Origin of the sequence: Sinorhizobium sp. 6-70 (assembly GCF_030124375.1) — a bacterium.
Taxonomy (GTDB): domain Bacteria; phylum Pseudomonadota; class Alphaproteobacteria; order Rhizobiales; family Rhizobiaceae; genus Sinorhizobium.
This window is the reverse complement of record NZ_JASKLS010000003.1, coordinates 272805-295090: the sequence shown is the minus strand read 5'-3', so window position 1 is coordinate 295090 and position 22286 is coordinate 272805. Positions and strand designations below refer to the sequence as shown.

22 protein-coding genes are annotated in these 22286 nt (G+C 60.9%); 5 read left to right on the top strand and 17 right to left on the bottom strand.

Translation table 11 applies throughout. From position 1 onward, the window contains the following. Window positions 1–243: 243 nt before the first annotated feature. From purU to QN222_RS08505, 5 genes are all read right to left on the bottom strand, one after another. Window positions 244–1128, bottom strand: coding sequence for a formyltetrahydrofolate deformylase (gene purU, locus QN222_RS08525; protein WP_283962359.1), 885 nt, complete (start codon window positions 1126–1128; stop codon window positions 244–246). Window positions 1129–1259: 131 nt separating this feature from the next. After that, on the bottom strand, window positions 1260–2081 hold the full coding sequence (locus QN222_RS08520; protein ID WP_283962360.1) for a 3-methyl-2-oxobutanoate hydroxymethyltransferase: 822 nt from the start codon (window positions 2079–2081) through the stop codon (window positions 1260–1262). A gap of 43 nt (window positions 2082–2124) precedes the next feature. Next, complete coding sequence (locus QN222_RS08515) at window positions 2125–3351, bottom strand: FAD-dependent oxidoreductase (RefSeq protein WP_283962361.1); 1227 nt, start codon at window positions 3349–3351, stop codon at window positions 2125–2127. A 44-nt stretch (window positions 3352–3395) separates the two neighbouring features. Then, window positions 3396–3713 (bottom strand): MocE family 2Fe-2S type ferredoxin, encoded by a 318-nt coding sequence (locus QN222_RS08510; protein WP_283962362.1) that lies wholly within the window; start codon window positions 3711–3713, stop codon window positions 3396–3398. A 49-nt stretch (window positions 3714–3762) separates the two neighbouring features. Continuing rightward, window positions 3763–4854 (bottom strand): fatty acid desaturase family protein, encoded by a 1092-nt coding sequence (locus tag QN222_RS08505; protein ID WP_283962363.1) that lies wholly within the window; start codon window positions 4852–4854, stop codon window positions 3763–3765. 156 nt (window positions 4855–5010) lie between these two features. Here QN222_RS08505 and QN222_RS08500 point away from each other — a divergent pair, with 156 nt between their 5' ends. Then, window positions 5011–6042, top strand: coding sequence for a LacI family DNA-binding transcriptional regulator (locus QN222_RS08500; protein ID WP_283962364.1), 1032 nt, complete (start codon window positions 5011–5013; stop codon window positions 6040–6042). 55 nt (window positions 6043–6097) lie between these two features. Here the strand turns inward: QN222_RS08500 and otsA are convergent, their stop codons facing one another. From otsA to QN222_RS08465, 7 genes are all read right to left on the bottom strand, one after another. Beyond that, window positions 6098–7549, bottom strand: coding sequence for an alpha,alpha-trehalose-phosphate synthase (UDP-forming) (gene otsA, locus QN222_RS08495; RefSeq protein WP_283962365.1), 1452 nt, complete (start codon window positions 7547–7549; stop codon window positions 6098–6100). Between the two features lie 64 nt (window positions 7550–7613). After that, complete coding sequence (otsB, locus tag QN222_RS08490) at window positions 7614–8411, bottom strand: trehalose-phosphatase (RefSeq protein ID WP_283962366.1); 798 nt, start codon at window positions 8409–8411, stop codon at window positions 7614–7616. Between the two features lie 188 nt (window positions 8412–8599). Then, window positions 8600–9283, bottom strand: coding sequence for a fumarylacetoacetate hydrolase family protein (locus tag QN222_RS08485; protein WP_283962367.1), 684 nt, complete (start codon window positions 9281–9283; stop codon window positions 8600–8602). A gap of 39 nt (window positions 9284–9322) precedes the next feature. Continuing rightward, on the bottom strand, window positions 9323–10051 hold the full coding sequence (locus QN222_RS08480; protein WP_336621015.1) for an ABC transporter permease subunit: 729 nt from the start codon (window positions 10049–10051) through the stop codon (window positions 9323–9325). Window positions 10052–10086: 35 nt separating this feature from the next. Then, a complete protein-coding gene (locus QN222_RS08475) occupies window positions 10087–10890 on the bottom strand; it encodes an ABC transporter ATP-binding protein (RefSeq protein ID WP_283962369.1) in 804 nt (267 codons plus the stop codon). Beyond that, window positions 10887–11762, bottom strand: coding sequence for an ABC transporter permease (locus QN222_RS08470; protein ID WP_283962370.1), 876 nt, complete (start codon window positions 11760–11762; stop codon window positions 10887–10889). The genes QN222_RS08475 and QN222_RS08470 overlap by 4 nt, the downstream gene beginning before the upstream one ends. After that, window positions 11755–12747 carry an ABC transporter substrate-binding protein gene (locus QN222_RS08465; protein WP_283962371.1) on the bottom strand — a complete coding sequence of 331 codons (993 nt, stop codon included), beginning with the start codon at window positions 12745–12747 and terminating at the stop codon, window positions 11755–11757. The genes QN222_RS08470 and QN222_RS08465 overlap by 8 nt, the downstream gene beginning before the upstream one ends. A 128-nt stretch (window positions 12748–12875) precedes the next feature. Here QN222_RS08465 and QN222_RS08460 point away from each other — a divergent pair, with 128 nt between their 5' ends. The 3 genes from QN222_RS08460 (at window position 12876) to QN222_RS08450 (ending at window position 15281) form a co-directional block, all read left to right on the top strand. Next, window positions 12876–13610: an FCD domain-containing protein gene (locus QN222_RS08460; RefSeq protein ID WP_283962372.1), complete on the top strand. Its 735-nt coding sequence runs from the start codon at window positions 12876–12878 to the stop codon at window positions 13608–13610. 370 nt (window positions 13611–13980) lie between these two features. Beyond that, the gene (locus QN222_RS08455; RefSeq protein ID WP_283962373.1) at window positions 13981–15060 is read left to right on the top strand and encodes an ROK family protein; all 1080 of its coding nucleotides are present in this window, start codon (window positions 13981–13983) and stop codon (window positions 15058–15060) included. 77 nt (window positions 15061–15137) lie between these two features. After that, the gene (locus QN222_RS08450; RefSeq protein ID WP_283962374.1) at window positions 15138–15281 is read left to right on the top strand and encodes a hypothetical protein; all 144 of its coding nucleotides are present in this window, start codon (window positions 15138–15140) and stop codon (window positions 15279–15281) included. Between the two features lie 33 nt (window positions 15282–15314). Here QN222_RS08450 and QN222_RS08445 read toward each other — a convergent pair whose 3' ends face one another. Then, window positions 15315–16346 (bottom strand): capsular biosynthesis protein, encoded by a 1032-nt coding sequence (locus tag QN222_RS08445; RefSeq protein ID WP_283962375.1) that lies wholly within the window; start codon window positions 16344–16346, stop codon window positions 15315–15317. 834 nt (window positions 16347–17180) lie between these two features. Between QN222_RS08445 and QN222_RS08440 the strand changes: the two genes are divergently transcribed. Further along, the gene (locus QN222_RS08440) at window positions 17181–17312 is read left to right on the top strand and encodes a hypothetical protein (protein ID WP_283962376.1); all 132 of its coding nucleotides are present in this window, start codon (window positions 17181–17183) and stop codon (window positions 17310–17312) included. A 603-nt stretch (window positions 17313–17915) separates the two neighbouring features. On the opposite strand, the gene QN222_RS08435 is transcribed toward QN222_RS08440, so the two are convergent. The 4 genes from QN222_RS08435 to QN222_RS08420 all read right to left on the bottom strand — a co-directional run bounded on the left by QN222_RS08435 (window position 17916) and on the right by QN222_RS08420 (window position 22066). Continuing rightward, window positions 17916–18698 carry an ABC transporter permease gene (locus QN222_RS08435; RefSeq protein WP_283962377.1) on the bottom strand — a complete coding sequence of 261 codons (783 nt, stop codon included), beginning with the start codon at window positions 18696–18698 and terminating at the stop codon, window positions 17916–17918. A gap of 2 nt (window positions 18699–18700) precedes the next feature. Then, window positions 18701–19879, bottom strand: coding sequence for an ABC transporter permease (locus QN222_RS08430; RefSeq protein WP_283962378.1), 1179 nt, complete (start codon window positions 19877–19879; stop codon window positions 18701–18703). Further along, window positions 19876–20943, bottom strand: a complete 1068-nt coding sequence (locus QN222_RS08425) for an ABC transporter ATP-binding protein (protein WP_283962379.1) — start codon at window positions 20941–20943, stop codon at window positions 19876–19878. Before QN222_RS08425 ends, QN222_RS08430 begins: the two co-directional genes overlap by 4 nt. Before the next feature lie 94 nt (window positions 20944–21037). Next, on the bottom strand, window positions 21038–22066 hold the full coding sequence (locus tag QN222_RS08420) for an ABC transporter substrate-binding protein (RefSeq protein WP_336621022.1): 1029 nt from the start codon (window positions 22064–22066) through the stop codon (window positions 21038–21040). Between the last annotated feature and the right edge of the window lie 220 nt (window positions 22067–22286).

Genomic DNA, 22286 nt, shown 5'->3' with positions numbered 1-22286 from the left:
ACATACCAAGCGACATCTTGAACCGGCACGCGGGCAACTTGTGCGTCCGCTCCCTAGAATGCGCCCGGCGCTAGGTAGTTGGCAGGAAGTGGCTGCTGTCCCTGCGGTGGCCCGACGGGGCGACGGCGGAGGTCGTCGAACGTGTCTTCGGTGCAAAACTCTACGGTAGACGCGAGTCCGCGAGACCCGGCAGCCGGCGATTGATAGCAATCTTTCGCCGGCCGCCCTCCATCAATCACCCAATCACCCCATCCGTTCCGACGCATAGCTTCCTGGGCTCGGCGGGAAGACGACGACGCGGTTGCCGTTGATGAAGCAGCGGTGGTGGATATGGGCGTGGACGGCGCGGGCCAGCACCTGGCTTTCGACGTCGCGGCCGATCGAGACATGGTCCTCGGCGCTTTGCGCATGGGTGATGCGGGCGATGTCCTGCTCGATGATCGGACCCTCGTCGAGATCGGCGGTGACGTAATGCGCCGTCGCGCCGATCAGCTTCACGCCGCGCTCATAGGCCTGCTTGTAAGGGTTGGCGCCCTTGAAGCTCGGCAGGAACGAGTGGTGAATATTGATGATCCGGCCCGACATCTTCTTGCAGAGCGCATCGGACAAGACCTGCATGTAGCGGGCGAGCACGATCAGTTCCGCGCCGGTCTGCTCGACGAGTTCCATCAGTTGTGCTTCCGCCTTCGGTTTGTTTTCCTTCGTCACCTTGATGCAGTGGAACGGGATGTCGTGGTTGACGACCACCTTCTGGTAGTCGAAGTGGTTGGAGACGACGCCGACGATGTCGATCGGCAGCGCGCCGATCTTCCAGCGGTAGAGCAGGTCGTTGAGGCAATGACCGAAACGCGACACCATCAACAGCACTTTGGTACGCTCCGACTGGTCGTGAAGAGCCGTTGCCATTGCGAATTTCGCGGCTATCGGCGTCAGCCCTTCCTCGAGTGACGCGCGAGCGACGCCTTCTTCCGAAATGAAGCTGATGCGCATGAAAAACAGGCCCGTTTCGAGATCGTCGAACTGCGAGCTGTCGATGATGTTGCAGCCCTGTTCGGCGAGGTAGCCGGAAAGCGCAGCGACGATGCCGCGGGTGGATTTGCAGGATACCGTCAAAACGTAAGTGTGCATCATTCGTCCTTGCTGTCGCGTGTCTACTGCGCTGGTTCTTGGAGGGGCCAATTAAAGGCTGAGACCGGCAGCGATACAAAGTGCTGCTGCGACGTTTTTTGCGTCTGAAACGGCGCTCCGCGCTGTCGCTGTCATCTTGCCCGCAACGAAGCCCCCTCCTGTGCATCGAGCTTGCCGAGGAATTCCTCCAGCTCCCGCGGCTCGATGCCGACCATGTGCGCCTTTTGCGGATAGGCACCGGAGCGCACGTCCTCGGCATATTCGCGGAAGGCCGCGATGCGCTCCTGCTGCAGTTTCTCATATTCGGCGGCAAAATTGCGGTAGACCTTCGCGTGGCGAGGGCAATGGCCGCGATTTTGGCCGAGCACGTCTTCCGCGAAAAGATATTGCGCATCGCATCCGGCGCCAGCGCCCATCGAAAGCATCAGCAGCGAGCTCCGCTTCGAGATCGCCATTGCCACCTCTGCCGGGACGACCTCGATCTCCGCCGCGAATGCACCGGCCTCTTCGAGCGCCCTCACCTGTCGCCAGACCTCAAGCGCGCCTTCGGCGGTCTTGCCCACAGCGCGGAAGCCGCCGGTCCAGGTCGCCTTCGAGGGGATGAGCCCGACATGGCCGCAAACGGGAATGCCCTCGTCGCGCATGCGTCGGACGATCGAAAGGCTCGCGGCGCAATAGACGGCATCACCGCCTGCTTTCAGCGCCTTGAAGGCGGCGCGGATATAGTCGTCGGCCGTGACATGGTCACCATATTCGAGACCCGGGAAGGCGAAGACGGACGGCGCCACCTCCCTGAATTCCGGGCCGAGCAGCGCGGGGGGAACCGAAACGAGGTCGATGCCTGCCCCTTCGGCGGCTTCCGCCTCTTCAAGTGTCACGACGCGCAGCATGGTAAGCTGCCTCTGGCCCTTGATCGACAAAAGATCGGCAACAGTCGGACGACGGTGTCTCATCGAGATCTCCCTTGAGGAACGCAAGATTTGATTGTTGCGGCGTTCACGCTGCAAGCAGCTTCCTGAGTTTGGTGTTTGGAGAGGCGAGCGCCTCTGGGGCCGGCCGGCTGCCCGCAGTAATCAGCATTTCGGCAAGGCGGATGTCGCGGGCAACGGCATTGCCGGGGCCGATACCGCTTGCGGCGATCAGCCGGCCTTCGCCATCCAGGTGAAAGAGAATGAAGGCTCCCGCCTCCATATCGCGCCGAACCGTCGCCACCGCGCCGTCGGCAATGCCGGTGATCTGCAGCGTCAGGTCGTATTGATCCGACCAGAACCACGGCACGCTGGAGACGGGCTCTGACCCGCCGATGAGGTTCGCGGCGACCAGAGTTCCCTGGTCCTGGGCGTTGCGCCAGGCCTCGAGCCGCACCCGCCGCCCGCCGGAATGCGACAGCGGGAAGGAGCAGCAGTCGCCAGCGGCATAGATGTCGGGATCTGACGTCCGCAGCGTCTCGTCGACGGCAATGCCGTTGTCGATCGCAAGGCCCGCAGCTTCCGCGAGTTCCGTGTTGGGTATCGCGCCAATGCCGACGATGACGAGATCGGCGGAAACGCAGCCGCCATCGGCAAGAAGAACGCGCGCCTCGCATCCGTCATCCTCGAGCGCCGCAATCTTGGCGCTGCAGATGATTTCTACCCCTTCATGCCGGTGTCTTTCAGCGACGACAGTGGCGATCTCTTCCGGCACACCGCGGGTCAAAAGACGCGGCAGCCCTTCGACAAGAGTGACCTCGGCGCCCAGCCTGCGCGCCGTCGCGGCCAGTTCGAGGCCAATGAAGCCGCCGCCGATGATTGCGATCCTTCGGCCCGGCACAAGCGCTGCCCGGATCGCGAGGGCATCGGCATGGGTTCTGAGGACCCGGATACGCTCAGAGGTTTCGGACGCGCCTGGAAACGCCCGCGGCCGCGCGCCGGTTGCGAGCAGCAGACGGTCGTAGTTGATCGATCGGCCGTCCGCGAGCCGCACCGCTTTACCGTCACGATCGATCCTTTCGACAAGGGCGTCCATCAAAACCGCAACCCCGGCTTCCTCATAGCGCTCGGCGCTCGCGACGTATTTCGGCCCCTCGGCGCCTGCAAGCCCTTCCTTCGAAAGCGGCGGCCGCTCATAGGGAAGATGCGGTTCGGCGCCGATCAGCGTGATGTCGCCGTCGAAGCCTTTTTCCCGCAGCGCAAACGCTGCCCGCGCGCCGCATTCGCCGGCGCCAACGATGACGATATGTGTCATGCCGTCTCCTCCCTCCGCCGTTTCGGCGCTAAGGCAATTTGTCGTCAGGAAATCGCGATGAAAACGCTGCCGGCCTCAACCTTCACCGGATAGGTCCGGAGGTTGTCACAGACCGGGGCGCCCTTGGCCTGGCCGGTCTTGTAGTTGAAACGGCCGTTATGCTTGGGACATTCGATGATGTCGTCCATCACCAGCCCGTCGGCGAGATGAATGTGCTCATGGGTGCAAAGCCCATCGGTCGCGAAATATTCGTCATCGGGGCTGCGATAGACAGCGAAGGTGCGCCCCTCGTGATCGAAACGGATAACGTCTTCTTCATCGATCTCATCGGCCGCACAGACCTCGACCCAGTTCGAGCTCATGGGTTCCTCCATTCAATGCAAGGTTTTGATAGGCTGTCGTTTTCCACGCTCACTCGGCGGCGTGGATAACCCGGTCGCTGTGAAACTCTTCGCGATAGGGTTTTGCCGTCGGCGGCAGTTCGCGCTTCAGGAAATAGTCCTCGTTCCTGAGTTGCTTGAGGAAGGCAGGGGTCATTTCCAGATAGCCGTGAAGCATGGACGGGTTCGCAGCCGGCAGGTCGTGCCTGATCATCGCGTGCAGCTTCGGTAGCGCGTGATAGGGCACCATCGGGAACATGTGATGTTCGACGTGGTAATTCATGTTCCAATAGATGAAGCGGCTCAGCGGGTTCATGTAGACCGTGCGGCTGTTCAACCGATGATCGGTGACGTTGTCGGCAAGCCCGCCATGCTGCAGCAGGCCCGTCAACACGTGATGCCAGGCGCCGTAAAGCCGCGGCAGTCCGATCAGCATCAAAGGCAGGATAGAGCCGAGATAGACCGACAGGGCGATCGTCGCGACATAGATCGTCAGCCAGATGCGGGCGACAAGGATCGCCTTCGGCCGCTCCATTTCCGGAATGAAGGTCTTTTCGGCGGCGCTGATCACGCCGAAGGCGTTTCGCAACATGTCAATCATCGCGTACCAGACATCAATGATGCCGAAGAAATTGAGAACGAGACGCAGGAGATCCGGGGGGCGCATGACAGCAATTTCCGGGTCGCGGCCGACGATGACCGTATCGGTGTGGTGGCGGGTGTGGCTCCAGCGCCAGGTCACCGGATTGCGCATGATCATGAAACAGGCGATCTGATAGACGACATCATTCATCCACATCGTCTTGAATGCGGTGCCATGACCGCATTCGTGCCAGCGGCTGTCGGATGCCGAGCCGTAGAGGACGCCGTATGCGAGGAAAAGCGGCACGGCCGCCCAAGTATCCCAGAAGTAAATGCCAAGCCCGCCGAACAGCACCATGCTGCCGAGCCAGAGAAAGGTGTCGCGGATGGCTGGGCCATCCTCGCGTTTCATCAATTCCTTCATCTGCTTGCGCGGAATATCGGTATGGTACCACTCAGCCGCGGAAAGGCCATTTGCGACTGCCGCCGCGGCGTCGCGCCCGAGCAGGCTGTAATCTCTTTTCGTCGCAACCGTCGTCATCTCTTTCTCCCGAAGCGCACTCCCGTTGCGCCTCAAACTCGATGAAAGGAGGGTATGTTGACTTTTGACAATTCTCAATGCAGTCATGATATATTCTCTCAAATTCCATCATGATGACGACGTCATGCTTGAGGGGATAATGTCACGGAGGAAGCTATGACGAGGAGGCCGACGATCGCGGATCTTGCGCAGGCCGCGGGCGTGAGCGTTGCGACGGTCGACCGGGTCTTGAACGGGCGTCATCCGGTGCGCGAGGAGACGGCGCGAAGGGTTTATGACGCAGCCAAGACGATCGGCTATCACGCGGTCGGCCTGCTTCGCCAGCGCGTGTTCGAGGATGTTCCGCAATATCGTCTCGGCTTTCTCCTGCAAAAACCACTGCAATCTTTCTATCAGGCCGTTGCGAAGGAGATCGAGAACGCGTCGCTGTCGCTGACCCATGTCCGCGCCCTCCCTCAGGTGGACTTCGTTCCCAACTCCACCCCAGCAGGCATCACTGAAAAGCTGAAGGCGATGGCGGCACGCAACCAGGCGATCGCGCTTGTCGCACCGGACTATCCGGCCGTCACGGCAGTGATAGAAGAGCTGAAGGCGCGTGGCACTCCGGTTTTCTCGCTGCTCTCCGATTTCGCAGCCGGAGTGCGTGAGGGTTATGTCGGCCTGAACAACCACAAGGTTGGGCGAACCGCGGCCTGGATGATTGCCAAGGCAGCGAACCGCCCCGGCAAGGTCGCGGCCTTCGTCGGCAGCCACCGTTTCCACGGACACGAACTGCGCGAGATCGCCTTTCGCTCCTATTTTCGCGAGAACGCGCCCGAATTCGAAGTGCTCGACACGATGGTCAACCTCGATACCGCCGAGATCACCCATGAGGCGACGCTCGATCTCTTGCGGCGGCATCCCGATCTCATCGGTTTCTATGTCTGCGGCGGCGGGATGGAAGGCGCGATTTCGGCGATCCGAGAGGAAAAGCTCGAGCGTAAGCTGCTGGTCGTCGTCAACGAACTCACACCGGAATCACGCGCAGCACTCGCCGACGAGGCGGTCACGATGGCGATCGCAACGCCCGTTCCGGCTCTCGTGCGAGAGACAATCAACCTGATGATCGGCGCGATCGAACGAGGCGCTGCCGGAGTGCCGGGACAGACCTTCCTGCCTTTCGATATCTTCACGCCGGAGAATATCTGACCTTGTCGACAAGCCAGGTGACTACAAGGATGACGTGCGACTTGCGAGAGGAAACTTAGTCGCTCGCTTTTATCCCGGTTTTTTCAGAATACGAGGCCTGCGCTCTATCTGAGTGGTCTCCGGGCAGATTTGGCCTACCCGTCAGGTCATCGAGAAAATCCTGGCACCAGCGTGTAACATCGTGTTCCAACAAGTGATCCATCATCGTCTTCCAGCGCTGCTTCCGTTCTTCCAATGGCATGCTCAGCGCGCGCGCCATGGCGTTCGCGATACCCTCTGTGTCGTATGGGTTGACGAGCAGCGCCCCGTTTAACTTGCGAGCCGCTCCGGCGAAACGCGAAAGCAGAAGCACGCCGGGATCGTCCGGATCCTGGGCGGCCACATATTCCTTTGCGACGAGGTTCATCCCATCTCGAAGCGGCGTCACAAGCCCAACTTTGCCAAGCCGATAAAGCCCAGCAAGAATGTGGCGGCCTATCGAGCGGTTGATATAACGAATCGGCACCCAATCGACGGCGCCGATCGCGCCGTTCACCCTGCCGGCCTGTTCGGCAACCATGCGCTGCATGGCTTCGTACTCCGGAACTTCAGAGCGGGACTTCGGCGTGATTTGCAGGTAGGTCACATGTCCATGCTGGGCCGGATTGGCCACGATGAAGCGCTCAAACGCGTCGATGCGCTGCGTGATCCCCTTGGAATAATCGAGGCGATCGACACCGATGATCAGGCTGCGGTCTCCAATGCTTTCACGCGTTCTTTTGACCGTCTTGTGGGTCGATGCCTTTTTGGCGAATTCGGCAAAGGCCGCAGTCTCAATACCGATTGCATAGGCGTCGCCCTTGAATACGCGGCCATAGGCGCTGAAGCGGCCGCCGCCTAGTTCGTCGCCGATGCCTTCCCGCCTGAGACAGCCGGCGAAGTTCTCGAGGTCATGATCCGTCTGAAAGCCGACGAGTTCGTAGTGGGACAGACCACGCATGATCTCCTCATGAACGGGCATCGTGAAGAGCACGTCAGCCGGCGGCCAGGGGATATGGAGGAAGAAACCGATGCGGTTTTTCAAGCCCATCGCACGCAGCTCTGCCGCGAGCGGGATCAAGTGGTAGTCGTGCACCCAAATGACGTCATCGGGTTTGACAAGCGGGGCAAGCCGGTGGGCGAAGAAGCGGTTGACGCGAAAATACCCGGCCATTTCCTTGCGGCCGTACTCGGCGAGATCAAGCCGGTAGTGGCAGATCGGCCAAAGAACCCGATTGGCAAAGCCTTGGTAATACTCCTCAACATCGGTGTCGGTCAGATCCGTCAGTGCATAGGTGATGTTGCCCTGCTGCAGTTGTGCAAGCGGCTGCGGCTCGTGTTCTCCGCTCGATTTCCCCGACCAGCCCATCCATATGCCGCCATGCTCTTCGAGGGCGACCTTCAGCGCAACCGCCAGCCCACCGGCGGGTGCGATACCACCCTTGTCCGGGACCGGCACGCGATTGGAAACAACGATGAGACGGCCCATGCCGAACTCCTTTCATGCAAGAAAATAGGTCAGGTGCTCAAATATTCAGGGGGCTGACACATATTCAGGGGACCAACGCAGCGATGATGCCGCGCAGAGCCTCGGCAGAGGGGACGGAGCCGACCGCTTCCGACGCAGGCGACGGCGGCCCGATGCGGATCGAGTAGCCGCCGAGCTGGTTGACCATGCGAAACATCGCTTCGTCGGTCACGTCGTCCCCGATGGCGATGGCGCGTCTTCCGACAAAAGGGGGCTGCGCGAGAAACGCCGCGACTGCCTGGCCCTTGTCGGCACGGGCCGGACGGATTTCGATCACCATCTTGCCATGCTGGATCGCCCAGTTTGGCCCTGCCCGGATCAAAGCCCGCTCGATCAGCGGTTCAAGTTGGAGTTTTCTGTCCGGCGCAAGCCGGTAGTGCGCGGCGACCGCCGCTCCTTTGTCCTCGATCAGAACCCCAGGCCAGTTGGCCGTATCGGCGACAAGATCGGCCTTCAGCCGCTCAAATTCCGCCGTGTCAGCGGCTTTGTGCACACGGCCGTCCGGATCGCGGCGTTCGGCACCATGAAGACCCGCGATTGGAAAAAGGAATGGCGAAAAAAGCTGCTCGGCATAGCCAAGATCGCGACCGGTCACGAGTGCCAGGGCGCCTGCGAGTTTTCTCGATAAGGCATCGAGATTCGCAGGCAACGAAGGTGGAACGATCACTGCATCCGGCGTTTCGGCAAGGTCAAGCAACGTACCATCGATATCGAGGAACAGAGCCCAGCCCTGCGGATCCGTTGAAAGCGCCGCGAGAATGAAGTCCTCTCCTGAAACCGCGTCCGGGTTCGAGGCGCTGAGAAACTGCTTCCGATCTGACATAACCCATATTTAGGTCAGAGCTCGCAATCGGCCAACCCTAAGCTTTCATGAAGCGGATATTTACTCTCAAAGTAGTGGCAAGAGGCACGTAGGCCCAGAGGCGCTGGGATGCGGCGCCGGGGTGCGGCGCGAGCATGTCGGCGACCACACATCGGCAGGGCGGCGGAGGCGATATCCCGACGATGTTCTTAGACGACTGTCACTGTGAGTTCCCCCAACCCGTCGACATGGCCTTCAAGGCGGTCGCCAACTTTGACCGGACCGACCCCGGCGGGTGTTCCGGTCATGATGATGTCGCCCGGGGCCAGCTGAAAAAGACCTGAGAGATACGAGATCGCCTCAGGCACTTTCCAGATCATCTGGTTCAGATCTCCGCTCTGGCGCAACTCGCCATTGACCTTCAACCAGATAGCGCCCGCTTCCAAATGCCCGATCTCGCTTGCGCTGACGATCGGCGATACTGGGGCAGACTTCTCGAACGCCTTGGCGACCTCCCAGGGCCTGCCCATTTTCTTCGCCTCGTTTTGCAGATCACGCCTCGTCATGTCCAAACCGATCGCATAGCCGTAAACATGCGACAGCGCCTGGTCGACCGGGATGTCCTCGCCGCCCTTGCCGAGACAAACGACGAGTTCGATCTCGTGATGCACGTCCGATGTCCGGCTCGGATAGGGAAATTCGCCGTCGAGGACCAGATTGTCCGGGTTCTTCTGAAAAAAGAAGGGAGGCTCGCGGTCAGGGTCATGGCCCATCTCGATTGCGTGATCGGCATAGTTGCGGCCCACGCAGTAGACCCGTCGGAGTGGGAATAGGTCCGATGAATTCCTAATCGGGAGAGCAGTCACTGCGGCGGGCTTGAAGGCATAGGACATGGACGAAATACCCTTTCTTTGTACGGGATTGAGATCGAGTCAGCTGCGGGTTGCGGCGTAGAATTCGACACGACGCTCAAGCCAGGCGAAGGCCTCGGCCAGCAAGAAGGCCAGCGCGAAAAGAACGATGAGAACCGCCCAGAAGTGCTCCATAAGAAACCGCGAGCCATAAAGCTTGAACAGTGCGCCGAAGCCGACAATCGATACCAGAAGCTGACCGATGATGACGCCCTTCACCGAGCGGATAACGCCGAGCCGGATTCCCGCCAGGATCTCCGGAAGCGCTGCCCAAACGTAGATCTGGCGAAACGTCTGCCAACGGCCGGCGCCGAAGCTTGCAGCCATTTCAATGAGCGAAGGGGAGATCGAACGTACGCCCGCCCGCGTGTCTAGCACGATGATCCATATGGCAAATAGGACGACGGTGAGGATGATCGTCGTCTGGCCAAGCCCGAAAAGCACCATGATCACCGGGACGAGGGCCGTCAGGGGCGCCGAGAGAAACAGGTTGACCCAAGGCAGAAAGATCCGGTCAGCGACAACCGAGCTCCCCATCAGGATGCCGAGCGGCACGCCTACCAGGATCGCGATCAGGTTTCCGGCTATGAAGGCGGAGGCCGTTACGGCGAAGGCTGAAAGGAATGTCTCCGTCGGCACAATCTCGAAAGCCCGCAACACGACGCGGGAGAGCGGCGGCAGCAGGATGGTGAGCTTGAGCTGACCGACGATTTCCCAAACGAGCCCCCAGAGGAGGAGAGAACCGCTCATGGGAATGCGATGTCGAAAGGCGATCATGCCGCGCCTCACTCGAGATAGGTCTTCAGCGACTGCCAGATGGCATCCACCGTATCGAGATAGACGGGGTGGCGCCGGATCGCGTCTGGATCGCCGCCGCGCTCAATCGCAGGCTCGATGATCTGTGCGATCCTGCCCGGTCGCGGCGACAGGAGCACGATCCGGTCCGAGACATAGACCGCCTCCTCGATCGAATGCGTAACGAAGATAAAGGTCTTCTTTTCCCTGGCGATGAGGGAGAGAAGATCCTCTTGGAATTTTCGCCGGGTCTGCTCGTCAACGGCCGAGAAGGGCTCGTCCATCAGCAGAACTTCCGCGTTTACCGCCAAGGCGCGCGCGAGGCCGACGCGTTGGCGCATCCCGCCTGAAAGCTCATGCGGATAGCGGGCTTCGAAGCCGGCGAGGCCGACCTGGTCGATATAGCCTCGGGCGATCTGCTCGCGTTCGCTTTTTGCGATACCACGCATTTCGAGCCCGAAGGCAACGTTGCGCAGCACGTTTGCCCAAGGCATCAAAGCGAAATCCTGAAAGACAAAGGCGCGTTCCGGCCCGGGGCCGGCTACGGGACGATCGTTGACGAACACTTCGCCTGAAGATGCCGGCAGAAGTCCGGCTATGATCTTGAGCAGCGTCGTCTTTCCACACCCCGATGGCCCCAGCAGGGAAGTAAGCTGGCCGCGCGGGAAGTCGACGTTGATATGCTCGAGTGCCGTGACCGCCTCCGCATAGATCTTGCCGACGTCGAGAACACTGACCGCGCAATCAGTGACCGGGGAAGGGTCGGCAAAGAACTGGTGTGCCAGCGCGGTCATGAGGAGGCTCGCTTTTCCGGCCTGAAGATCGTGACCTCGATGCGTCCGAGCACCTCGATAAAGAGCACGCAGAACGCCATGATGGAAAGGATCGCGGCATACATCGTCGGATAGTCGGCAATGGAGCGGCTATAGGTGATCAGGTCGCCGACGCCAGTCGGCGTGATCAGCAACTCGCCCAGTACCGCGCCAATAAAACCCGATGCGCAGCCAAGACGGAGGCCCGCGAAAATGACAGGGCTCGCCGCCGGCAGGATGATCCGGGTGATCACCTTACTCCGGGTTGCAAGAAAGGATTCGCCCATTTCAATGAGTGATTTCGGCGTATGGCGGACGGCGGCAAAGGAATTCAGTACGATGACCGGCATCGCCATTATGCAGACGACGATCGTCTTCGACGTAAGCCCGATGCCATAGGCAAAGACTATCAGGGGGATAAGGGCTGCCAGCGGGGCCGACTGTGCCACAATGAAAATCGGCGACGCGAGCCATTCGGTCTTCGGACTGAGGCCCATGGCGACACCGAGACCCACGCCAAGGACCATCGAAATGACGAGCCCGAGCGCGAGCGGCTGAAGCGTCACGGCGAACGCCCCAGCGAGCGACCCGTCGGCGCTTATCGACCACAAGGCGGCCATCGTTTCGCTAAAGGTCGGGAAGGCAGGACTGATCGGAACCAACCCTGCCCATTCCCAAGCGCCACAGAGAGCGACCGCCGAGAGAAAGCTGAGCGTGAGGTGATGTGTGGCGAAGGATGCGGCCGCGCTTGGGCGTTTCTCTCGCAGCGCTTTCCCCGGAGCCTGAAAGGGAAAGGCGCGAGAGAAACGAAAGCCGCGAGGCCCGGCCTCGACCCCGAAGCGATGCTCAGCCACCGCTCTTCGCCTTTGCCGCTTTGAGCGGGCCGAAGTCCCAGAATTCCTCAACCTTCAGATTTTCGGCCGGTCCTTCGAGTTGTCCCGAGGACGTGTAAAAAGCAAAATCATCCTTGGCGATCTTCTCGCTTGCTCCCTCCGGGTTCCAAAGTCCCGCTTCGACCCCCTCCTTGTAGTAGCTGTCGACCTCGGCAAGCACCTCCGCCGGCTGATCGGAGAGAAGCTTCCTGGCCGCCCTTTCTTTTTCGACGACGGTTGGATCCGCATTCATTTCCCGCCAGAGCGTAAGAAGCTCTTGCGTCAGGATGGTCGCTGCCTCTGAATGGTCCTTTATCCAATTCTCGTTCGCGAACAGAATTTCGTCGGAGACCTTCTCCTCAATGCCAGGAAGAACATGGAAACGGTCGGGCGCCTGTTTGAGAAGCAGGTTCTTGTTCGACAGATCGACGACCGTCGCCTTGATCGTTCCATTCAGCATGGCGACGACCCGGTTTTCCGATCCCGGCACATAGGAGCGCTGCCCGAATGTGATCCCCTCCCTCGCCGCGATCACGTTCCCATAGGCTTCGGTAGCTGTTCCGCGCGCATGAAAGGTAAAGGGTTCGCCATCAAGATCCTTCCAGGTCTTGTACTCGGTCGAGACGACGGGGTAGAAGACGAGAGTGGAAACCTGGAAGATATTCCGCAACGGCACCTTCGTCTTCTGAATGACGGAATAGGGTGTGCCGATGCCGACATCCGCCTGACCGCCGACGATTGCCTGGATTGCCAATTCCTCTTCCGCAAAGGAGGTCAGTTCGTAGTCCAATCCCTTTTCCTTGGCACGCTCGAGCGCGATGAGGAAGGCAAGAGTCTCGACTGAAACGACGTCACCGAGCGCGACGCGAACCTTTTCCTGCGCCGCGGCAGTCTCAAGGCCGCCGAGGCCGATCACCGTGACAGCGCCGGCAATGACGGCGCCCGCTATCCTGCTCCACAGTGTCATCGGTTTCCTCCCGTTATTTCATTCTCAGCACTGTGTGCCCAACACATCTCGGTGTCAACCAATCCGTTGCCAAAGCGTGATTGGTCACGATATAACGGGGTATTGATCAGGATGAGAGCTGGATTTACATGACCCCGTTTTCCGAGGGCAGACTGCAATTCGCGACCGCGGCAGAAGCCGATCTCGGCGGTGGGCAAAGCGCGCTCGTGCAGCTTCGCGCGTACCTGGCGCAAGGGAAGTTTCCGCCGGCGACGCGGCTTCCGCCGGAGCGTGAACTGGCCGAAGTTCTGGGGGTTTCGCGCGGCGACCTGCGCAAGGCGCTCGCAGTCCTGGAAGACCAGGGCGAACTTTGGCGTCATGTCGGCAAGGGCACCTTCATCGGGGCCCGGCCGACGGGTGACCTGTCATCGGTGGCCAACATCGCGAACCAAACGAGCCCGGCCGAGGTGATGCATGCACGCCTCGTCATCGAACCAGAGTTGGCCCGGGAGGCGGCGCTCCACGCCACAGCGGACGACGTCCGAGCCCTAAGGCATTGTGCCTCGAGCGCCCGCATGGCGGAGACATGGCGCCAGTATGAGAATTGGGACAACCGGCTCCACCGGGCCATCGCCCAAGCATCGAGAAACGCCTTGCTCCTGGCCGTCTTCGACACGATCAACGCCGTGCGCCGGACGGTGGTATGGGGCCGGCTTCGAGATGATCTTCCACGCCCTCCCGCCGATCACCACAGCTTTGCCGATCACGACGCCATTGTCGATGCGATCGAGGAGCGTAATCTCAGTGGCGCCGCAAACGGCATGCGACTGCATCTGCAGCGCGTCCAAGCGCGGCTGCTTTCCCGGCGTGACATCGCTGAGTAGCTTGGGCTCGGCCCTGCCCGACCACTCATCCGCAAGTGGATCAGTTCCGGCAAATGTCGGTTCTGTGAAAGGCCGGTGTTATTTGGCTCACCGCCCCCTACGCGCGCCTTTGGCTGAGATCAGCCGGCCCCTGTGGCCTTGCAGTCGCTCGGCTGAATGGCAAACGCGGGCTCTCGGCCAGACGCCGGAGAACATTCGAATTTCGGTCCAGGCGCGATGAGCCTGCGCGCAATTCCGCTCTATTCTTTCGGGATTTGGTGCTGCGACTTCGGGATTTGGTGCTGCACGTCGGAACATCGCCCTGCCGCTCACGTTTATCACTCACTCCGGTCTCGGATCAGTTCAGGTGAAGCGTCATACGGGAGGTTGCGTGGGCAGATCCGCGAACGAGAAGCCAAATGGCATGCTCCTAACGCATGGTGCCGACGATCTACCGTCGGTCACGGTCGATGGCTACAACATCGAACTGCGTAGCTCCGACGGCTTTCTTGGCGACAAGGCTAACAAATATGCCTTCCAGGAAAAGCTCGATGCCTGGCGCAAGCGAGTGCGCAAGGGTGGCACCGATCCACTCGGGAAGACGCCAACCCGAGATCTGTCGAAAAAGCAGGTCGACGCCCTGCTCGTTGGTGACGACAAGGAGGCAGCCGCCGTGGTCATGGGAGCGGTTGACGATTTCGCAGGCGAGCTTGCCGCTGTTCTCGACAAATTGCTGCGCCAGAAGAGCTGGAAGAATACTCAACGCGTCGTGGTGGGCGGCGGCTTCAGGGAGCGTGTCGTAGGCGAACTTGCAATTGCCCGCGCGATGGTGCTGCTGAAGGCCAAGGGCATCAAGATAGAACTCAGCCCGATCGTCCACGATCCGGATGATGCAGGGCTTATCGGCGCGGCGCACCTCATCCCACACTGGATGCTCAAGGGGCACAAGGCGATCCTTGCCATCGATATCGGCGGCACCAATATTCGCGTGGGCATAGTCGAGATGCGCCAGAAGGAAGGCTCTGACCTCTCAAAGGCCAAGGTCTGGAAGTCGGATATCTGGCGACATGCGGACGACAAGCCCAGTCGGACCACGGCGATTGAACGTCTCATCTCCATGGTCGAAAGGCTTATCGCCAAGGCGGACAAGGCAGATCTTGTCCCGGCACCCGTGATCGGCCTGGCCTGTCCCGGCGTGATCGACGCCGATGGATCGATCGCGCGCGGCGGTCAGAACCTGCCGGGCGGGAATTGGGAAAGCGAGCACTTCAATCTGCCCGCCGAGATCAAGGAAGCCATTCCGCAAATCGGCGAGCACGAGACCTTCGTGATCATGCACAACGACGCCGTCGTCCAGGGCCTTTCGCAGGTGTCTTTCATGCAGGACGTCTCCGGTTGGGGAATTCTGACGATTGGCACGGGCCTGGGCAACGCCCACTTCACCAACAAGCGCGAACGCGATACCGATTGAGCTACGGCTGCAACAAAAATCGCGCGTTCGCCCCGGGGCGGTAGTGTCTCGCACCGAGCATAGGAAGGATGGCACTGATGAACCGAAGTGGGCTCTATCTCATTATCGCTGTTCTTGCCGTCGTTGCGATCGGGCTCGGCATCTACGTCTACCGCGAAGAAAACAAGCCGGGTATCGAGATCCGGATTGGCCAGGATGGTGTCTCGGTGGAAGAGAACTGACGACGTTTCCAGTCGTTGACGGATCGGTCACCGTTATGGGCGGCGAGCAGCCTCAACTTCAGCGACCAGGAAATCGATCGCCTCGAACACGTCCATCGGCTGCCAGTTTGCCGGATTGCGATAGGTCGGATAGAGCCCGAGCGTTGCGGCCGTGAGCTGATCGACCGAGGGTCTCGCACGGGCGCGCCGCGTCAAGGCGGACTCGGCGGCGCCGCTCGCCCGATCATCCGTCAGTCCCCATCCCGCATAGAAAGGTACCGCGTAGCAGCGCACGGGTATCTTCCGCAACAAGGCATCGAAGCCGACCTGGCTCGAAACAGTCCAGACCTCATCGACGACGTCGAGAATCGAAGCAACCGACACGCGGTCAGCCAGGAGAACGACGCCAGCCGTCCTCGCGGCCCGCTCCGTCATATAGCCCTTTCGGTAGCCGGCCATCACGTCCGGATGTGTACGCACGACGCATTGAGCGCCGCTTGCCAAGGCATCGTCGAGCATCCTGTCGAAGGAGTGACGGCTCCCGAGGGCACGCTCCACCGAGACGTCACCGAAGACCTGGTCGACAAGCAGAATACGTCTCCTAGTACTCTGTTCGATCGACGGCGGTTCGTGCGGCAGGTTATTGTATTTCGACAGTCTGTGCTCGGTCATCCGCTCGCGGATGTTTTCTCCAAGACTGTCCCAGCCCCCTCCGGCCGTAGCGGCGATCAGCAGTTCCAGGCGCGACGCGTTCCCCCCATCGACGGGAAGCGCCCGGTCGTCCACGATGATCGAGACGGGCGCCGCTCCATCCTTGCCAAGGCCGACCGAGCGCAGGAAGCCATCTTCGAGATGCCAATGCGGCAGTCGGCGCAGGCGGGCAACCGCCATCGCACTTTTCGCCGGAATGCGTCCGCCCCAGGAGACTATTCCCTCGATCCCGGGCGCGAGTGTGGAGCCTAGCGGCATTCCGCCAAAATAGTGGTCGAGCCATGGAAACGCGCTGCGGACAAAGAACGTCGCGCCGAGCCTGGTCCCCTCCGGCGGATACCAGCTCTTGTCGGTCGCGCCAGACAAGCTGTCCATAGCTTTTAGCACAAGCACCTCATTTCATGGCGCCCCGGCGCCGATTGCGTCCTCATTTTCTGACCAAGAAACAGTTTAGACCTAACAATGCAATGGCCGAGCGAGCGCCAGTCGCGGCGGGGGAAGCATTTTTTCGGGCCTTTCCGATCGACTCGATTTTCTGGTTCAATCCACGGCAGGGCTCGCCGCGCCAACGTTAAGGCTTCTCGCGTGTTCGATTTCAGTCCCACGCGTTGAAGTATCGGACCATAGTCCCATGCGTCTCAGACTTAGTGCCGATACCCAGTTTTCAGCGCTGCGGTAGTTTCTGCAATTCATGAAAAGGGCGTGGAGTTTCTGTTTTGACTAAGATCTTTGTCGTGGCGATGTCGCTGGTAATGGTTGGCTTCTGGGGTTCCGTCGGCGTTCTGATTTACTCTCTGCTCACGTGATCCAATTAACGAGTATGTCTTATTTTGTAGCGGAACCGGCCGCGGCCCCCTATAGTTTCCCCTGGTAATGGAGGTTGCCAGAGGAGGATCACATGAGCGACACCACTTTCGGGTTTCTGTTGGCGGCTGAATTGTCAGCATTATTTTGGGCCGCAGTGCTCATGACGGCCTTCTCGGCCTGGTGACCGCCCTCTCGGTTTCGTCACTTCGTCGATGACCTCTGTCGCGACACCCACCCGTTCGCGCGCGGAGGTCTCTTGCTCCGACGTTTTGCCGCATCCACGGCGGCAAGAAACTCGCCGGCCAGACCGGTATGTTACCTTGGAGACTCGACCGTCCAACTCCAATGATGTTTTGATAACAGCGGAACTGTTCTTGGGATGCAGCCAGAGGCTGAGAGACGATGGTTTACGATCGGCATGAGAGGCGTTCGCGCCGCATTCAGATGATCAGGTTCTTCGGTGCGCTGTTGCTGCCGGTCATTTTGCTCGGCTCGGCAATCGCCGCGGCCGAGTGGATGGGAAGTACGCTGTAGATCACGATGATTTTGGGTCGACCCGACCAATAAATCACACACGTGATAGATGCCGATAAGTTGAGACCCCCGATGCGGGCGGAGGACCGCCCACGCTTTGCCTCGTTCCCCTCTGACGACTGAAAGTTGCCTACAAGGGCGGAGGTCGCCCCTCGGATTGGTTGGCAAAAGCGGCGCATCCATTTGGGTGCCATCGCTCGCACATCGGTGGTAAGCCATTTTGGCGAATGGCAGCTTTCCCGCTCTGGTGGTAAATTTCCGTCCAGCCGTTTGGAAAAGATGACGGTCAGGGGCCTGCGCCGTCGATCTTGAATCGCTGCAGGCCTCGCCCAAACCTTCCCCGTGGTCACCATTCGACATGAGCGTCGTCCCGCCTGTCGCGTGGACGTGGACCGACTTCAACAAAAACCGACCGATGACATTGATCGGCAACCCTTTGAGCGACACCGCGGCCGCTTCACGGAGAACGCCGTGCAATGCTGAGGAGCACTTGTCGACAAGCGGAATACATGATCGATAGAGCAACTCGCCTCAGGATCGCGCTGATAATGTGCTCGCTCATTTCCGGCCCATCGTCCGCGGGCGGGGTACGCGCACCCGATGCTATCTCCGTTTCGCCAGCATGGAACGGAACACCATTACCGCGAGACCGACCAGGATTGTCGCGGCGATGAAGAGAAACGCGGCCGCAGCAATCGCCGGGCTGATGTTCTCCCGGATGCTCGAAAACATCTGTCGGGCAAGTGTGCGCTGATTGGGACCTGCGACGAAGAGCGTCAACACGACTTCGTCCAATGAGGTGGCGAAGGCGAGCACCGCCCCCGAAAGCACGCCCGGCATGGCAAGCGGCAGGGTGACACGGCAGAAGACCGTGGCAGGCGACGCGCCGAGGCTTTGAGCCGCGAGTTCCACACGTTCGTCAATGCCGGCGAGCGCCCCCGTGACGCTGACCACCACGAAGGGTACGGCGACGACGGTGTGGGCGATGATCACGCCTGCATAGCTGTTGGTCAGGCCAAACCGGGCGAGCAGCACCTGCATGCCGACCCCGAGCACGACAGCCGGCACGACCATCGGCAGCAGGAAAAGCGTGCGGACCGACCCGCGAAACAACAGCAAGCGGTTTCGCAAGCCCAGCGAGGCGGCCGTGCCGAGCACGGTCGCAAGCAGCGTCGTGCCGCTTCCGACAATCAGGCTGTTGATGATCGCGCGACGCCAGGCGTCCGCCGTGAACAACTCCTCGAACCAGCGCAGCGACCAGGACGGGATCGGATAGGTCAGGATGACGCTCGAGGTGAAAGCGAGCGGCAGGATAGCGATGAGCGGCGCGACGAGAAACAGGATCGCAAGCGACGCGAAGGTGAATTTGGCGAGCTTCATCGGCATGGTCAGCGCCTCCCCGGCTCGTCAACGGAAAATCGTGCATAGACGCTGTAGAGCACCAGCGTGGCGACAAGAAGCACCATGCCGAGCGCGCCGGCCATGCCCCAGTTGGCCGAGCCCGTGGCGTAGAAGGCAATGATCGACGAGATCATCTGGTCGCCGGGACCGCCGATCAGGGCCGGCGTGATGTAGTAGCCGATCGCCGAGATGAAGACGAGCAGGCCGCCGGAGGCGACGCCGCGCAGGCTCAGGGGCAAGAGCACGCGCAGGAACGCCCGCCAGGGCGGCGCTCCGAGTGACGCGGCGGCCGGCATCAGGTTCTCCGGAATGGTGATGAGCACCGAATAGATCGGCAGCACCATGAAGGGCAAGAGCACATGGGTCATGGCGATGATGACTCCGGTGCGGTTGAAGATCAGCGCCAGCGGCGCATCGATCAGGCCGAGGCCTCGCAGCAGATCGTTGATGAGGCCCTGCTCTTGCAGCAGGATGAACCAGGCGGCGGTGCGGACAAGCAGCGAGGTCCACAGTGGCAAAAGCACGGCGCCTAGCATCAGGTCGCGCTTCCACCCGGAAAGTGAAGCGGCAATGATCGCGTAGGGAAAGCCTATGCAGGTGCAGGTGAACGTAACGAGCGCGGCGATCCAGAAGGTGCGAGCCAGAATGACGCGGTTGACGGACTGGTCGGCAGGCAGATGTGCGATCTGTCCGCTGGCGTTGCGGCCTAGGTCGACGGCGGCGAGCAGGTTACGGTCAGTGAGCGGCGAGAGCGCGTCGGCGATGGCCTGCCAGAATTCCGGCTTTTCCCAGCGCTTGTCGATGGAGACGAGGTCAGCCGGCGGATTGGCCGTATCCTGCAGCGCACTCGTCGTCTTGGACATCAGCGTGCGGAAGCCGGAGCGGGCGCTGTTGAGACGGCGCACCATGTCGCCGAGCGCCTGATCGTCGCCGACCGCTTTCAGATCGTCGGTCAAGGCCGTCTGCATCGCGATGCTCGGCGGCGACTTGCGGTCCCAATCGCCAATCACCTCGGCGGTCTTCGGCAGAAGGCGCAGCACGGCAGGATCCGAAATGGCCTGCGACATCATGCTGAACAACGGCCAGACGAAGAAGCCGATGAGGAAAAGAAGCAGCGGCGCCACCAGAAGCAGCGACCGGCCGGTACGCGACGACCGAGCACTCATGGCGCGATAACCCGGCAATCGCCAGCCGAAAAGGCCGCAAAAACCTTCGTTCCCGGCGGAAATTCGCGCGAGCGGCGACCGAGCTTGGCGATCAGCGGATGAGCCGCGGTCTCCAACTGCACGCGCAGGTGGTCGCCCTGATAGACGGAGTCGGTGACTTCCATTTCGAGTACGTTGCGCGCATCGCCGCGCGTCTCGCTGAGATCGACCCGTTCCGGACGGATAGAGAGATAGACCGGCTGCCCCGACGCGACGGCGCCAGAAAGAGCGGAAACGATATGGGCACCGGAGGCCAGCCGCACGGTCGCCTCCTGCCCCTGTACTGTCTCAACGACGCCTTCGACCAGATTGGTCTCGCCGATGAACTCCGCGACGAAGCGCGTCGCCGGTTCGTCATAGACTTGCCGTGGAGTGCCTATCTGTTCGATTTTGCCCTTGTTGAAGACGGCGACGCGGTCCGACATGGTCAGCGCTTCCGACTGGTCATGGGTGACGAAGACGATCGTCAGGCCGAGCCGACGGTGCAGATCGCGGATATCGAGCTGCATCTGTTCGCGTAGCTGCTTGTCGAGCGCGCCCAGCGGTTCGTCCATCAACACCACGCGCGGCTCGAAGACGAGCGCGCGGGCTAGCGCCACGCGTTGCTGCTGGCCGCCGGAAAGCTGGGAGGGGCGGCGGTCCGCAAACGCCGAGAGTTGCACCATGTCCAGCGCCCGCTTGACACGCTCGGCGATCTCCGCCTTGCTGATACCGCGCATCTGCAGCGGAAAGGCGATGTTTTCGCCGACCGACATGTGCGGAAACAGCGCATAACTCTGGAACACTACGCCCATATCGCGCTTATGGGTCGGCACGCCGTTGATCGCCGTCCCGTCGAGCAGGATCGCCCCCGAAGTCGGTTGCTCGAACCCCGCGAGCATCATCAAGAGTGTCGTCTTGCCGGACCCGGAGGGCCCGAGCAGGCTGACAAACTCGCCTTTTCCAATGCCGAGGTCGAGATTTTCGACCACGCAGAGCGGACCGTAGAATTTGGTGATGCGGTCAAATCGAATGAATTCGGCCACGGAAGACTCCATGCTAGAGGCGAGGATGCGTGATGCAGAACGCACCCGGCCATGCAGGAAGAGCGCCCCGGGGCGCTCTTCGCCACGGATGTTCTTACTGGGCCAGCCAGGCGTTGAAGCGCTGCGTCAGCGTTTCTGCGTTGTCGATCCAGAAATCGACATTGAGCGGAATCGAGTCCGTCATGTTCGCCGGATCGGTCGGCAGGTCCTTGGCGAATTCCGCGGGAACCTTGGCCGCCGCTTCCTTGTTCGGCAGACCATAAGCGACGAATTCCGGCAGCTTGGCCTGGTTCTCGGGTAGGCTGGCGAAGGCGATGAAGTCCTGCGCGACATCCTTGTTTTCCGCATCCTTCAGCACGACCCAGCTGTCGACGGCGTAGATGCTGCCCGGGAATACGACCTTGAAGTTCTTGCCTTCGGAGCGGTTGATGCCGGTGATGCGGCCGTTGTAGGCCGAGGTCATCGCCACTTCCCCAGAGGCGAGGAACTGCAGCGGCTGCGCGCCAGATTCCCACCAGACGATGTTCGGCTTCAGTTCGTCAAGCTTCTTGAAGGCGCGCGCCACGCCCTCTTCCGTGGAGAGCACGTCATAGAGTTCGTCCTTGGAGACGCCGTCGGCCAGAAGCGCGAATTCGAGCGTGTACTTCGGACCCTTGCGCAACGAGCGCTTGCCTGGGAACTTCTCGACGTTCCAGAAGTCGGCCCAGGAGGCCGGGCCTTCCTTCAGCTTGTCGCCGTCATAGGCGATTGCAGTCGACCAGACGATGGCGCCGACGCCGCAGTCATTGACCGCGGAATCAAGGAACTTGTCCTTGCCTCCCATCTTGTCCCAGTCGATTTTTTCGTAGAGGCCGTCGGCACAGCCGAGCGCCAGCTCTTCCGCTTCGACCTGCACGGCGTCCCAGTTCGGCGCACCGGCCTTGACCTTCGACTGGATGACGCCGATGCCGCCGTCCCAGGCTTCGTCGAGCACCGGCTTGCCTATCTTCTCGGAAAAGGGCTTGAAATAGATGTCGCGCTGCGCGTCCTGATAGTTGCCGCCCCAGGAGACGATCGTCAGGTCACGCGCGAACGCCGGCGCGGCAAGGCTTGCGGACAGCACGACGGCGGCTGCAGCCAGAATTCCGGATTTCAGGATTGTCTTCATTGCATTCCCCTTTTCATTGTTTGCAAGGATCGGCTTGAACCGACTCCCGATGACGATCTGATACGGACCATGAACCTTCGCCCTCGCCTTCGGCGCATGTGGCGATCGCTCTTGGTCTCTCCGGTCGTCCCGCCCTTTCCCCTGGGCGTCGGCCGAATGATGCTTTGCGATTACTGGCCGTCAAAGGGATTCTTCC

What these genes read in the sequence shown, in the direction of transcription:
- purU (WP_283962359.1), bottom strand. Translation starts at nt 1,128, where the DNA reads ATGCACACTTACGTTTTGACGGTATCCTGCAAATCCACCCGCGGCATC.
- QN222_RS08520 (WP_283962360.1), bottom strand. Translation starts at nt 2,081, where the DNA reads ATGAGACACCGTCGTCCGACTGTTGCCGATCTTTTGTCGATCAAGGGC.
- QN222_RS08515 (WP_283962361.1), bottom strand. Translation starts at nt 3,351, where the DNA reads ATGACACATATCGTCATCGTTGGCGCCGGCGAATGCGGCGCGCGGGCA.
- QN222_RS08510 (WP_283962362.1), bottom strand. Translation starts at nt 3,713, where the DNA reads ATGAGCTCGAACTGGGTCGAGGTCTGTGCGGCCGATGAGATCGATGAA.
- QN222_RS08505 (WP_283962363.1), bottom strand. Translation starts at nt 4,854, where the DNA reads ATGACGACGGTTGCGACGAAAAGAGATTACAGCCTGCTCGGGCGCGAC.
- QN222_RS08500 (WP_283962364.1), top strand. Translation starts at nt 5,011, where the DNA reads ATGACGAGGAGGCCGACGATCGCGGATCTTGCGCAGGCCGCGGGCGTG.
- otsA (WP_283962365.1), bottom strand. Translation starts at nt 7,549, where the DNA reads ATGGGCCGTCTCATCGTTGTTTCCAATCGCGTGCCGGTCCCGGACAAG.
- otsB (WP_283962366.1), bottom strand. Translation starts at nt 8,411, where the DNA reads ATGTCAGATCGGAAGCAGTTTCTCAGCGCCTCGAACCCGGACGCGGTT.
- QN222_RS08485 (WP_283962367.1), bottom strand. Translation starts at nt 9,283, where the DNA reads ATGTCCTATGCCTTCAAGCCCGCCGCAGTGACTGCTCTCCCGATTAGG.
- QN222_RS08480 (WP_336621015.1), bottom strand. Translation starts at nt 10,051, where the DNA reads ATGAGCGGTTCTCTCCTCCTCTGGGGGCTCGTTTGGGAAATCGTCGGT.
- QN222_RS08475 (WP_283962369.1), bottom strand. Translation starts at nt 10,890, where the DNA reads ATGACCGCGCTGGCACACCAGTTCTTTGCCGACCCTTCCCCGGTCACT.
- QN222_RS08465 (WP_283962371.1), bottom strand. Translation starts at nt 12,747, where the DNA reads ATGACACTGTGGAGCAGGATAGCGGGCGCCGTCATTGCCGGCGCTGTC.
- QN222_RS08460 (WP_283962372.1), top strand. Translation starts at nt 12,876, where the DNA reads ATGACCCCGTTTTCCGAGGGCAGACTGCAATTCGCGACCGCGGCAGAA.
- QN222_RS08450 (WP_283962374.1), top strand. Translation starts at nt 15,138, where the DNA reads ATGAACCGAAGTGGGCTCTATCTCATTATCGCTGTTCTTGCCGTCGTT.
- QN222_RS08445 (WP_283962375.1), bottom strand. Translation starts at nt 16,346, where the DNA reads ATGGACAGCTTGTCTGGCGCGACCGACAAGAGCTGGTATCCGCCGGAG.
- QN222_RS08440 (WP_283962376.1), top strand. Translation starts at nt 17,181, where the DNA reads ATGGTTTACGATCGGCATGAGAGGCGTTCGCGCCGCATTCAGATGATC.
- QN222_RS08435 (WP_283962377.1), bottom strand. Translation starts at nt 18,698, where the DNA reads ATGCCGATGAAGCTCGCCAAATTCACCTTCGCGTCGCTTGCGATCCTG.
- QN222_RS08430 (WP_283962378.1), bottom strand. Translation starts at nt 19,879, where the DNA reads ATGAGTGCTCGGTCGTCGCGTACCGGCCGGTCGCTGCTTCTGGTGGCG.